Annotated in this window: 13 protein-coding genes; all 13 read right to left on the bottom strand. The window is 65.8% G+C overall.

Annotated features, from left to right (window positions below; all coding sequences use genetic code 11):
• Nucleotides 1-32 precede the first annotated feature (32 nt).
• Nucleotides 33-773, bottom strand: a complete 741-nt coding sequence (pyrH, locus tag B3E43_RS00420; protein WP_292025866.1) for a UMP kinase — start codon at nucleotides 771-773, stop codon at nucleotides 33-35.
• A 76-nt stretch (nucleotides 774-849) separates the two neighbouring features.
• Nucleotides 850-2523: a ribonuclease J gene (locus tag B3E43_RS00415; protein WP_292025864.1), complete on the bottom strand. Its 1674-nt coding sequence runs from the start codon at nucleotides 2521-2523 to the stop codon at nucleotides 850-852.
• A 7-nt stretch (nucleotides 2524-2530) separates the two neighbouring features.
• Nucleotides 2531-3298, bottom strand: coding sequence for a type III pantothenate kinase (locus B3E43_RS00410; protein WP_292025861.1), 768 nt, complete (start codon nucleotides 3296-3298; stop codon nucleotides 2531-2533).
• Nucleotides 3298-4047, bottom strand: coding sequence for a biotin--[acetyl-CoA-carboxylase] ligase (locus tag B3E43_RS00405; RefSeq protein ID WP_292025858.1), 750 nt, complete (start codon nucleotides 4045-4047; stop codon nucleotides 3298-3300). The genes B3E43_RS00410 and B3E43_RS00405 overlap by 1 nt, the downstream gene beginning before the upstream one ends.
• A gap of 6 nt (nucleotides 4048-4053) precedes the next feature.
• On the bottom strand, nucleotides 4054-5499 hold the full coding sequence (gene nuoN, locus B3E43_RS00400) for an NADH-quinone oxidoreductase subunit NuoN (RefSeq protein WP_292025856.1): 1446 nt from the start codon (nucleotides 5497-5499) through the stop codon (nucleotides 4054-4056).
• 7 nt (nucleotides 5500-5506) lie between these two features.
• The gene (locus B3E43_RS00395) at nucleotides 5507-6985 is read right to left on the bottom strand and encodes an NADH-quinone oxidoreductase subunit M (RefSeq protein WP_292025946.1); all 1479 of its coding nucleotides are present in this window, start codon (nucleotides 6983-6985) and stop codon (nucleotides 5507-5509) included.
• 11 nt (nucleotides 6986-6996) lie between these two features.
• A complete protein-coding gene (nuoL, locus tag B3E43_RS00390; RefSeq protein WP_292025855.1) occupies nucleotides 6997-9093 on the bottom strand; it encodes an NADH-quinone oxidoreductase subunit L in 2097 nt (698 codons plus the stop codon).
• 2 nt (nucleotides 9094-9095) lie between these two features.
• Nucleotides 9096-9404 (bottom strand): NADH-quinone oxidoreductase subunit NuoK, encoded by a 309-nt coding sequence (gene nuoK, locus B3E43_RS00385; protein ID WP_292025854.1) that lies wholly within the window; start codon nucleotides 9402-9404, stop codon nucleotides 9096-9098.
• Nucleotides 9404-10030, bottom strand: coding sequence for an NADH-quinone oxidoreductase subunit J (locus tag B3E43_RS00380; RefSeq protein WP_292025852.1), 627 nt, complete (start codon nucleotides 10028-10030; stop codon nucleotides 9404-9406). Before B3E43_RS00380 ends, nuoK begins: the two co-directional genes overlap by 1 nt.
• 74 nt (nucleotides 10031-10104) lie before the next feature.
• Complete coding sequence (gene nuoI / locus B3E43_RS00375; RefSeq protein ID WP_284220521.1) at nucleotides 10105-10596, bottom strand: NADH-quinone oxidoreductase subunit NuoI; 492 nt, start codon at nucleotides 10594-10596, stop codon at nucleotides 10105-10107.
• Complete coding sequence (locus B3E43_RS00370; protein ID WP_292025849.1) at nucleotides 10596-10805, bottom strand: hypothetical protein; 210 nt, start codon at nucleotides 10803-10805, stop codon at nucleotides 10596-10598. Before B3E43_RS00370 ends, nuoI begins: the two co-directional genes overlap by 1 nt.
• The gene (locus tag B3E43_RS00365) at nucleotides 10802-11047 is read right to left on the bottom strand and encodes a hypothetical protein (protein ID WP_292025848.1); all 246 of its coding nucleotides are present in this window, start codon (nucleotides 11045-11047) and stop codon (nucleotides 10802-10804) included. Before B3E43_RS00365 ends, B3E43_RS00370 begins: the two co-directional genes overlap by 4 nt.
• A partial coding sequence (locus B3E43_RS00360; RefSeq protein WP_292025846.1) for a complex I subunit 1/NuoH family protein occupies nucleotides 11044-11739 on the bottom strand: 696 nt, incomplete at its 5' end. The genes B3E43_RS00360 and B3E43_RS00365, both read right to left, overlap by 4 nt.

Here is an 11739-nt window from a genome sequence, read left to right as displayed (position 1 = left end):
CGTTTCTCTCGCGTTTTCTTGTCTTTGGCGGCTCAGGAGGCCTTTTGGGACGAGATGACCGTAAAGGTCCCCTCCCCCGTCAGCGTCCGGCGCAGCGAATTGTTCTCGCGGATCGAGAAGACCACGATCGGAATACCCGAGTCACGCATCAGGGCGATGGCCGAGGCGTCCATGACCTTCAGGTCCTTCGCCAGCACGTCGTGATAGGTCAGGGTCTCGTAGCGGGTGGCGGTCGCGTCCTTCTTGGGGTCGGCGGTGTAGACGCCGTCCACGCTGGTGCCCTTCAGCAGGGCGTCGCAGCCCATTTCCGCGGCCCGCAGCGCGGCGCCTGAGTCCGTCGTGAAGAAGGGCGCGCCGACGCCGGCGGCGAAGATCACCACCCGGCCCTTTTCGAGATGGCGCAGGGCCCGGCGGCGCACATAGGGCTCAGCCACCGCATTCATGGTCAGGGCGCTCTGCACCCGCGTCTGGACGCCGATCTTCTCCAGCGCCGCCTGCATGGCCAGGGCGTTCATCACCGTGGCCAGCATGCCCATATAGTCGGCGGTGGCCCGCTCCATGTCGCCGGCGGCCTTCGACAGCCCGCGGAAGATGTTGCCGCCGCCGATGACGAGGCAGATCTCCACGCCCTCGCGCGCCACGTCAGCCACGGCCTGGGCCACGCCGGCGACCGTCTTCATATCGATGCCGTAGGACTGATCGCCCATCAGCACCTCGCCGGAGACCTTCAGCAGGACGCGCTTGTACAGAAACTCGGGCGGGGCGTCGGGCATGGGGGGGGACCTTCGGCGGGGGATTCGGCTTCTTATAGGAAGCCCCGCCCTCGGTTCAAAGGCCTGACTGCCTAAGTCACAACCGCAGAATGATGGTCTCGACGATCGGCCGGCGATCCCAGATCTGCTGGCTGGCCTTCTTCAGGGCGCGGGAGACGGCCTGTTCGATGACCATCTCGTCCTCAAGCGCCGCGCCTTTCAGCTTGTTGACCGCCTGCTCTGCGCGCTCCGCAAGATCGTCCAGCGCATCGCCCAGCGGCGATTCCGCATCGCCCGGCAGGCCGATGGCCCGCACATCGATATCGCTGACGATCTTGCCGCGCTTGTCCATGGCGAAGCTGACGATCAGCACGCCGTTGGTGGAGGCGTGACGCCGCTCGTGCAGGGCCTCGCCCTGTTCGGTGACCAGACGTCCGCCGTCGACATAGAGCCGGCCGTTGGGCACTTCGTCGATGATGGCGGCAGGCCCGGGGGCCAGACGCACCATGTCGCCATTGCGCGGCGTGACCGTCTCGGAGATGCCGACATCCTTCGCGAGGTTGGCGTGCTCGGCCAGGTGGCGGCGCATGCCGTGGGTCGGCACGGCGATCTTTGGCCGGGCCCAGGCGTACATCTGACGCAATTCCTCGCGGCACGGGTGGCCCGAGACGTGGATGCCGGGGTGGTCCCGCTCGGTGTAGAGGCGCACGCCGCGGTCCGCGAGCTTGTCCTGCAGACGGCCGATCGACAACTCATTGCCGGGAATGACCCGCGACGAGAAGATGCAGTGATCGCCCTTGCTGAGCTTGATGTACGGGTGGGTGCCCTCGGCCACGCGTGACAGGGCCGCGCGGGCCTCGCCCTGACTGCCGGTGCACAGATACAGGATCTGGTCGGCGGGCCAGACGCGGGCCTCCTCGTCGGTCAGGAACGGCTTGATGTCGCTCAGCATGCCGACGTGCTTGGCCGCCGAGGTAATCCGGTGCATCGACCGCCCCGCCAGCGAAACGCGCCGTCCGGCGGCCTCGGCGGCGCGGATGACGCTGTCCATCCGGGCGACGTTCGAGGCGAAGCAGCCAACTGCGATTCGGCCCTTCAGCCCGCCGATCAGCTCGATCAGCGCGTTGCGGACGCCGCCTTCCGACCCCGCCGATCCCTCGACGAAGACATTGGTGGAATCGCACACCATCGCCAGCACGCCCTCGTCGCCGAGGCGGGTGATGGCGCCGGCGTCAGTGACTTCGCCGATGATGGGATCGTCGTCGATCTTCCAGTCGCCGGTATGCAGCACCGTGCCCAGCGGCGTCTTGATCGCCAGGCCGTTCGGCTCGGCGATCGAATGGGTCATGGTGACCATGGTCACCTGGAACGGGCCGAGGTCGATGGTCCCGCCCAGCGGCACCTCGATCAGCTTGACCTGATCCAGAATGCCCGCCTCGCGCAGCTTCTCGCGGATCAGGAAGGCGGTGAACGGCGTGGCGTACAGCGGCGCCTTCATGCGCGACCACAACCAGCCGAGGGCGCCGATATGGTCCTCGTGGGCGTGGGTCAGGACGATGCCGCGGATGGCCTCGCCTTCAAGGAAGGCGGGGTCGGGCACGATCACATCGACGCCGGGCGTCGACAGGTCGCCGAAGGTCACGCCCACGTCGACGACGAGCCACTCGCGGTTCGCCTCGGGGCCGTAGCCGTACAGATTGAGATTCATCCCGATCTCGCCCGAGCCGCCCAGCGGCAGGAAGACGAGTTCGTCGTTGGTTTTCTTTTTCATAGGTCCTTTAGATGGTGTTCCGCCGCCAGATTTCGAGGAGGCCGCGGATAGTCAGGTCCGGATCGAACCGGTCGATTGAATCTGTTGCGCCTTCAAACAGGCTGGCCACGCCGCCCGTTCCAATCACGGTCATGGGTTTTCCCCACTCCGCCTTGATGCGGGCGACCATGCCTTCGATGAGGGCGACATAGCCCCAGAAGACGCCGGACTGCATATTGGAGACCGTGTCCTTGCCGATCACCCGGTCCGGCCGCTGGATGGCGATGCGCGGCAGCATGGCCGCCGCCTCGTGCAGCGCCTGAAGGCTCAGATTGATGCCCGGGGCGATGGCGCCGCCCTCGAAGGCCCCGTCGGCGGCGATGACGTCGAAGGTCGTGGCCGTGCCGCTGTCGATGACGATCAGGTCGCCCGGATAGACCAGATGCGCGCCGATGGCGTTGACCAGCCGGTCGGCCCCCGCCTCACTCGGCTTGGTGATCCGCGCCGTCATGCCGAGCTTTACATTGTCTCCGATCACCAGCGGCTCGACCGTCAGATAGCGGCGCGACAGGTTCCTCAGATTGAAGATCGACTGCGGCACCACGCTGGAGATGATGCAGCCGTCCAGCTGGCTGATCGCCAGCCCGTGCATGGCCAGCAACTGGCTCAGCCAGACCGCGTATTCGTCGGCCGTGCGGCTGCTCTCCGTGGCGGTGCGCCACTGTGCGATCCAGTCGCTGCCGTCATGGACCGCAAACAGCGTGTTCGTATTGCCCTGCTCGATCGCCAGCAGCATTACGCGGCCTCCCCGAAGAAGACGTCGCCGGCGGAGATCAGCCGCAGGCTCCCGTCCGCCAGCCTCAATTTCAGCGCGCCGTCGGGCGCCACGCCCTCGGCCACGCCCTCGACCGTCTCACGACCCAGCCGCGCCAGGGCGGGTCCGTCCAGCCCGGGCGTCCGCGCCCGCCAGGCGTCGAGGATCGGCTGGAAGCCCAGCGTCTCCCAGCGCGTCATCCAGACATCGAACGCCTCGGCCAGCTTTGCCGCGGCGGCCTCGACGGTCGGAGGCGCCGTCACGTCGCCGCGCAGGTGATGGACCAGCGCGGTCGCCGGCCGCTCGGTCCCCTCCGGCGCATGGGCCAGATTGACGCCGATGCCGACCGCCAGCCACAGGCCGCCGCTCTCATGCGCCCCGGACTCGACCAGCACCCCGGACGTCTTCTGCCCCGCCAGCATCACGTCATTGGGCCATTTGATCGTCACCAGCGACGGCGGGGCCCAGGCATCCAGCAGGTCCGCGATGGCGAGTGCCGCCACGAACGTCACCTGCGCCGCCTCGGCGGGAGATTTTCGGGTCAACTGCAGCAGGGTGGAAAACAGGTTGCCGTCCTGGCTTTCCCATTGCCGCCCACGCCGTCCCCGGCCCTCGGTCTGGCGCCGGGCGACGATCCACAGCGGGCCGGTTTCGCCCGCGTCCGCGCGCCGGCGGGCGTCCGCATTGGTCGAGTCGGTCTGGTCGAGCAGCAGGATGGGCGCGGCGGGCATCCGCCCCTACCCGGCTCCGAAACCGGTTGCGGCGATGCCGGCGAAATGGTCGATCCAGCCGATCGCGACGATCACCAGCGGGAAGCTGAACGCCGCCGAGGCCCAGGCGATGGTCTTCGCCTCGACCGGCGAGGCGTCCGTCGGCCCCACACCTTCCGGCGTCGGATCGAACCACATCAGTTTGATGATCCGCAGATAGTAGAACCCGGCCACCACCGACGCCACCAGACCCGCCGCGCCGACCATCCAGTAGCCCGCGTCGGCGGCCGCGCCGAAGACGTAGAATTTGGCCCAGAAGCCCGCCAGCGGCGGCATGCCCAGCACCGACAGCGACAGCACGGTCAGCGCAATGGCCGTCACCGGCTTGTCCTTCCGCAGCCCCGCCAGGTCGGCGATCTTGCGGATCGGCTTTCCGCCGCGCGACAGCGACAGCAGGATGGCGAAGAAGCCGAACTGGTCGATGACGTACAGGGTCATGAATATCAGCATGGCCTGCACGCCCAGGGTCGTGCCGGCAGCGATGCCCAGCAGGGCGTAACCGATGTTGGCGATCGAGGAATAGGCCAGCAGTCGCTGCAGGTCCTTCTGCACCAGACCGCCGAAGGCCCCGACGGCGAACGATATCAGCGAGATCAGGATCAGCACCTGCGACCACTGGTCATGCGACCCGGCGAAGGCGCCTTCCAGCGTGCGAGCGATCAGCACCATGGCCGCGACCTTGGGGGCCGTGGCGAACAGGGCCACGACCGGCGTCGGTGCCCCCTCATAGACGTCCGGCGTCCACATGTGGAACGGCGCGGCCGAGACCTTGAAGGCCAGGCCGCAGATCAGGAACACCAGGCCGAAGATCAGTCCGGTCGACTCATTGGCGGCGGCGTAGGCGGCGATCTCGTCAAACCGCATTGAGCCGGTGAAGCCGTAGATCAGGCTGGCCCCGTACAGCAGCAGGCCCGACGACAGGGCGCCCAGCACGAAATATTTCAGCCCCGCCTCCGACGCCTTCAGGTCGTCGCGGTGGTAGGCGGCCAGAATATAGAGGGCCAGCGAATGCAGCTCGATGCCGACATAGAGGGAGATCAGATCGCCCGAAGACGCCATCATGCCCATGCCGGCCGAGGCCAGCACGATCAGGATCGGATATTCGAATTTCGCGATCCGGCTCCGCTTCATCCAGCCGTCGCCGAGCACAATGGCCACCGCGCTGGACAGGAAGATCACGGCCTTGCCGTAGACAGCCAGCGGATCGGCCACATAGGCGCCGTTGAAGGCCATGCCGAGCGGACCGGTCACGGCCACGGCCGTGGCGGCGACCAGAAGGCCGACCGACAGGGCCGAGATGAAGCGCGCGCTCTTGTCGCCCATGAAGGCGCCGAGCATCAGCAGCACCAGACCGCCGACCGCGAGGGTCGCTTCCGGGGCCGAGAGGTGAAGGGCGGAGATCAGGTCAGGCATCATCGTCTCACCCGCCGATCGCGGCGCGATAGGTGGTCGTCAGGGCCTCGACCGAGGCGGCGGTGTAGTCCAGCACCAGACCGGGCTGGAAGCCCAGCCACAGGGTGCCGATGATCAGCGGCGCGAAGATCAGCAACTCGCGCTTGTCGACGTCGGTGATCGCCTTCATCGCCGGATTGGTGATCTCGCCGAACATGACGTTGCGATACAGCGTCAGCGCATAGACCGCCGAGAAGATCACGCCCGAGGCGGCGAACAGCGCCGTCCAGGTCGAGACCTCATAGATGCCGACCATGGTCAGGATCTCGCCGATGAAGCCCGAGGTGCCCGGCAGGCCGACATTGGCCATGGTGAACAGCATGAAGATGGCCGCGAACCACGGCATCCGCGCGGTCAGGCCGCCGTACAGGGCGATCTCGCGGGTGTGCATCCGGTCATAGACCACGCCGACGCAGAGGAAGAGCGCGCCCGAGATCAGGCCGTGGCTCAGCATCTGGAACACCGCGCCCTGCACGCCCTGATCATTGCCGGCGAAGATGCCCATGGTCACAAAGCCCATGTGGGCAACCGACGAATAGGCGATCAGCTTCTTCATGTCCGTCTGCCGGAAGGCGACCAGCGAGGTGTAGACGATGGCGATGGCCGACAGGGCGAAGACCAGCGGCGCGAAGGTCTGCGACGCCTGCGGGAACATGGGCAGGTTGAACAGCAGGAAGCCGTAGCCGCCCAGCTTCAGCAGGATGCCGGCCAGGATGACCGACCCCGCCGTCGGCGCCTGCACGTGGGCGTCCGGCAACCAGGTGTGCACCGGCCACATCGGCATCTTGACCGCGAAGGAGGCGAAGAAGGCCAGCCATAGCAGAGGCTGCGCCTCGGCGGAGAAGGCATATTCCTTGAGCGCCGGAATGCTGGTGGTGCCCGTCTCGGCCGCCATCCACAGCATGGCCAGCAGCATCAGCACCGAGCCCAGCAGGGTGTAGAGGAAGAATTTGTACGAGGCGTAGATCCGGTTCGCCCCGCCCCACACGCCGATGATGATGAACATCGGCACCAGTGTGCCTTCAAAGAAGATGTAGAACAGGAACAGGTCGAGCGAGGTGAACACCCCGATAACCAGCGTCTCCAGCACCAGGAAGGCGATCATGTAATCGACCACCCGGTCCTTGATCGTGGTCCAGCTGGCCAGGATACAGATCGGCATCAGGAAGGCAGTCAGCAGCACGAACAGGATCGAAATCCCGTCCACGCCCATGTGGTACTCGGCGCCCGCGAACCAGACGTATCGCTCGACGAACTGATAGGCGGCGCTGGACGGATCGAAGGTCGCCACCAGCACGGCCGAGACGGCCAGGGTGACGAGCGTCGTCAACAGGGCGATCCAGCGCGCCGCACCGTCGGCCCCGGCCTTGTTGAACAGCCGCGCCAGCAGGATCAGGCCCGCGCCGACCAGCGGCAGGAAGGTGACGACGCTGAGGATGTAGGGGATCTGGGGCAAGATCAGGCTCCCCACGCATAGATGGCGAAGGCGAGGAAGCCAGCGAGGCCGAGCAACATCACGAAGGCGTAGAAATAGACATAGCCGGACTGGAACCGGGCAAGACCGCCCGCGAATTTCCGCGACAGCCAGGCCATGCCGTTGGGCCCGCCTCCGTCGATGATCTTCACATCGCCGACCTTCCAGAACAGGTCGCCGAGCGCCCGCGCGCCCTTCACGAACACGACGTCATACAGCTCGTCGAAGAACCACTTGTTGTACAGGAAGGCGTGAACCACACCCCCGCGATCGGCCATCCGGCGCGCCATGCCTTCCTTCATCACATAGAGCCAGAAGGCTGCGAAACTGCCGATCAGGGTCAGGATCAGCGGCGACCATTTCACCCAGACAGGCACATAGTGGCTGTCGTGCAGGACATGATTGGCCTCGGCCACGAAGATCGCGCCGCGCCAGAAGTCGTGCTCGTGATCGCCGATGAACCAGGGCGCGAAGACGAAGCCGGCGGCGATCGCCCCGACCGCCAGCAGCAGCAGCGGAACCAGCATCACCAGCGGACTCTCATGCGGCTTCAGCGGGCCGTGATGGGCGTGGTCGTCGTGCGCATGATCGTCATGCGCATGGCCGTCCGCGATCGGCTCCGAATGGGTTTCCAGCTGGGCATGCGAGGCGTGGTCGTCATGCGCGTGGTCATCATGATGCGCGTCCTTCCAGACCGGCTTGTTGTGGAAGGTCATGAACACCAGACGCCATGAATAGTAGGCGGTCAGACCGGCGGCGAGCAGGCCGACGAAGAAGGCGAACAGGCCCATGGCCGAATGGCCGTTGGTGAACGAGGCAAAGGCGCTCTCGATGACCGAGTCCTTGGAGTGGAAGCCGGCGAAGCCGCCGACGCCCGGGATGCCGATGCCGGTGATGGCGAGCGTGCCGATCATCATCACCGCATAGGTGACCGGCAGCAGCTTCCACAGCCCGCCCATCTTCCGCATGTCCTGCTCGTGATGCATCCCGTGGATCACCGAGCCAGCGCCGAGGAACAGCAGGGCCTTGAAGAAGGCGTGGGTGAACAGGTGGAACATGGCGGCCTGATAGGCGCCGACGCCCGCCGCAAAGAACATGTAGCCGAGCTGGGAACAGGTCGAATAGGCGATGACCCGCTTGATGTCGTTCTGGGCCAGGCCGACCGTCGCCGCGAACAGGGCCGTGACCGCGCCGGTCAGGGCGATGATGGCCGAGGCGACCGGGGCGTACTCATAGATCGGAGACAGCAGGCAGACCATGTAGACGCCGGCGGTGACCATGGTCGCCGCGTGGATCAGGGCCGATACGGGTGTCGGACCTTCCATGGCGTCCGGCAGCCAGGTGTGCAGGAAGAACTGGGCCGACTTGCCCATGGCGCCGACGAACAGCAGGGCCCCGGCGAGGTCGAGCGCCGACCAGTTGTGGCCGAGGAAGACCCAGCCCGTGCCGGCCTTCGAGGCGATCAGCGGGAACAGTTCGGCGAACTGGATGGTGCCGAACATCCAGAACACGGTCAGGATGCCGAGGGCGAAGCCGAAGTCGCCGACGCGGTTGACCACAAAGGCCTTGATGGCGGCGGCGCTGGCGGTGGACTTCTTGTACCAGAAGCCGATCAGCAGATAGGACGCCAGCCCCACCCCTTCCCAGCCGAAGAACAGCTGCATGAAGTCGGCGGCGGTGACCAGCGCCAGCATGGCGAAGGTGAACAGCGAGAGGTAGGCGAAGAACCGCGGCTTGTCGGGATCCTCGGCCATATACCCCCACGAATAGAGGTGGACGAGCGAGGACACGCTGGTGACCACGACCAGCATGACCGCCGACAGGGCGTCGATGCGGATCGACCAGACCGACTGGAAATCGCCGACATTGATGAAGGGGAAAAGCTCGACCGTGAAGGCCTCGAGCCCGCCCCAGGTCCACTGGCTGAACACGATCCAGGCCACGGCGCATGAGAAGAACAGCAGGCCTGTGGTGATCGATTTGGACACCAGATCGCCGAGCCGCCGGCCGCTCAGGCCGACGATGACGGCGCCGAGCAGCGGGGCGAAGACGCCAAGGGTGACGAGAAGCACGAGATCCACGGTCAGCCCTTCATCACGGAGGCGTCGTCAACCGCGATGTCGCCGCGGTTGCGGAAGAAGGTCACCAGAATGGCCAGGCCGACGGCCGCCTCGGCGGCGGCCACGGTCAGGACGAACATGGCCATGATCTGCCCCTGAACGTCATTCAGATAGGCCGAGAAGGCGACGAAATTGATGTTCACGGCCAGCAGGATCAGCTCGATCGACATCAGGATGATGATGACGTTCTTGCGGTTCACGAAGATGCCGAAGACACCGATGGTGAACAGGATCGCGCCCACCGCCAGATAGTGCTGCAGGGTGATTTCCATCAGACCAGATCCTCCGGAGTCACGCCGGCGCCGGTGGTCACGGACTTGACCTCCATGGCCGTCTTCGCGTCACGGCCGACCTGGCGGGCGACGTTCTGGCGCTTGATGTTGGGCTTGTGGCGCAAGGTCAGGACGATGGCGCCGATCATGGCGATCAGCAGCACGATGCCCGCCGCCTGGAAGATATAGACATAGTCCGTGTACAGAACACGCCCGATGGCCTCGACATTGGTCATGTCAGCCGTGGCGGCGACCGGTCCGGTCGCATCGGCGGCGGCGCCGCCGCTGACGACCGCCAGCGAGATCATGATCATCTCGGCCAGCAAAATGCCCGCCACAATGGCCGCCAGTGGCAGATAGCGGGCATAGCCCTCGCGCAGCCGCACGAAGTCGACGTCCAGCATCATGACGACGAACAGGAACAGCACCGCGACGGCGCCGACGTAGACGACCACCAGCAGCATCGCCAGGAACTCCGCCCCGAGCAGGACGAACAGCCCCGCCGACGAGAAGAAGGCCAGGATCAGCCACAGCACGCTATGCACGGGGTTCTTCGCCGTGACGACCATCAGGCCGCCCAGCACGGCCACCGTGGCCAGCAGATAGAAGGCAATGCCTTGCAACATCGGAGGCCTTCGCCCCTTTCGGTTAGTGGAGGACGACCCCGTTCGGAATCGCCGACCTGTTCAGCGTCTGCGCCTTAACGGTAAGGCGCGTCGAGTTCCAGATTCTTCGCGATCAGTCGTTCCCAGCGGTCGCCGTTGGCGAGCAGCCGGTCCTTGTCGTAGAGCAGCTCTTCCCGCGTCTCGACAGTGAACTCCGAGTTCGGGCCTTCGACGATGGCGTCCACCGGGCAGGCCTCGGCGCACAGTCCGCAGTAGATGCATTTGACCATGTCGATGTCGTAGCGGGTCGTGCGGCGGCTGCCGTCGGCGCGCGGTTCGGCCTCGATAGTGATGGCCTGGGCCGGGCAGATGGCTTCGCACAGCTTGCAGGCGATGCAGCGTTCCTCGCCGTTCGCATAACGGCGCAGGGCATGCTCGCCGCGGAAGCGCGGCGACTGCGGATTGCGCTCGAACGGATAGTTCACCGTGGCCTTGGGGCGGGCCATGTATTTCAGCGACAGGCCGATCGCGCCGACGGCGTCGATCAGAAGCGCGCCCTTCGCGGCCTGGACGAGACGGTTGAACATTACTGGCTGGCTCCGGTGCGGGCGCACTCGCGGGCGTACCGCTCGCTCTGTTGGTCCATGGTTTCGCAGCGGCGCAGGCGCTCGGCCTCCTGCCGTTCGATACGTTCCTGCCGCTGCTGCCACTGATGCGCCGAAACCGGCTCGGGCTCATAGGCGGCGCACGCCGACAGGGAGGCGGCCGCCAACATGACGGTCAGAAGCCGGTTCATCTGTCCCTCTCCATCCGCCTGCACGCCTCGCGCATCCGCTCCTGCTCCTGCCGGCTGGTGTCACCGCGCGCCACATAGCATTCGGGATGCGTCTCGGGGGGGCGCTGCCGGTTCCGCTCAGCGCGATCCAGCCGGTCGATGGGAGACGTGACCTCCGGCGTGATCGGCGCGAACACCGTATTGCACCCGCCGATCACCACGCTTGCCAGCATCAGACCCGATAGCGTCAAAATCCGGATCATGAGCCCACCGCGAACACGCGCCAAGCGGCGACCACGACGACGCAGACCAGCGAGGTCGGCAGGAAGATCTTCCAGCCCAGACGCATCAGCTGGTCATAGCGGTAGCGAGGCACGAAGGCCTTCACCAGGGCGATCATGCAGAACCAGAACACCGTCTTGGCGAGGAAGGTGACCAGATAGATCGCCTGCTCCAGCCAGCCAGGCAGCATGTCCAGCCAATCCTGCGGCACGCCCGGATTCCACCCGCCGAAGAACAGCAGGGTGATCATGGCGCACATGAAGACGATGTTGGCGTATTCGCCGATCATGAACAGCAGGTAGGGCGTCGAGCTGTATTCGACCTGATAGCCGGCCACGAGTTCGGACTCGGCCTCCGGCAGGTCGAACGGCGGGCGGTTGGTCTCGGCCAGGGCCGAGACGAAGAAGATGATCGCCATCGGGAACATCACCGCGATGGTGGGCCAGGTCCCGGCCCCGCCGCCGAAGGCGTACCAGTTCCAGAACATGCCTTCCTGCTGCGTCACGATCGAGGTCAGGTTCATCGACCCGGCCAGCAGGATGACGTTGATGATCACCAGACCGATGGAGACCTCATAGGACACCATCTGCGCGGCGGACCGCAGCGAGCCCAGGAACGGATACTTCGAGTTCGAAGCCCATCCGCCCATGATGATGCCGTACACGCCCAGCGA

Origin of the sequence: Brevundimonas sp. UBA2416, assembly GCF_002343105.1 — a bacterium.
Lineage (GTDB): Bacteria > Pseudomonadota > Alphaproteobacteria > Caulobacterales > Caulobacteraceae > Brevundimonas.
This window is presented reverse-complemented; position numbering and strand designations above follow the sequence as displayed.

Excerpts from the sequence above, each read along its gene's own strand:
- pyrH (WP_292025866.1), bottom strand. The coding sequence starts at position 773 with ATGCCCGACGCCCCGCCCGAGTTTCTGTACAAGCGCGTCCTGCTGAAG.
- B3E43_RS00415 (WP_292025864.1), bottom strand. The coding sequence starts at position 2,523 with ATGAAAAAGAAAACCAACGACGAACTCGTCTTCCTGCCGCTGGGCGGC.
- B3E43_RS00410 (WP_292025861.1), bottom strand. The coding sequence starts at position 3,298 with ATGCTGCTGGCGATCGAGCAGGGCAATACGAACACGCTGTTTGCGGTC.
- B3E43_RS00405 (WP_292025858.1), bottom strand. The coding sequence starts at position 4,047 with ATGCCCGCCGCGCCCATCCTGCTGCTCGACCAGACCGACTCGACCAAT.
- nuoN (WP_292025856.1), bottom strand. The coding sequence starts at position 5,499 with ATGCCTGACCTGATCTCCGCCCTTCACCTCTCGGCCCCGGAAGCGACC.
- nuoK (WP_292025854.1), bottom strand. The coding sequence starts at position 9,404 with ATGGAAATCACCCTGCAGCACTATCTGGCGGTGGGCGCGATCCTGTTC.
- B3E43_RS00380 (WP_292025852.1), bottom strand. The coding sequence starts at position 10,030 with ATGTTGCAAGGCATTGCCTTCTATCTGCTGGCCACGGTGGCCGTGCTG.
- nuoI (WP_284220521.1), bottom strand. The coding sequence starts at position 10,596 with ATGTTCAACCGTCTCGTCCAGGCCGCGAAGGGCGCGCTTCTGATCGAC.
- B3E43_RS00370 (WP_292025849.1), bottom strand. The coding sequence starts at position 10,805 with ATGAACCGGCTTCTGACCGTCATGTTGGCGGCCGCCTCCCTGTCGGCG.
- B3E43_RS00365 (WP_292025848.1), bottom strand. The coding sequence starts at position 11,047 with ATGATCCGGATTTTGACGCTATCGGGTCTGATGCTGGCAAGCGTGGTG.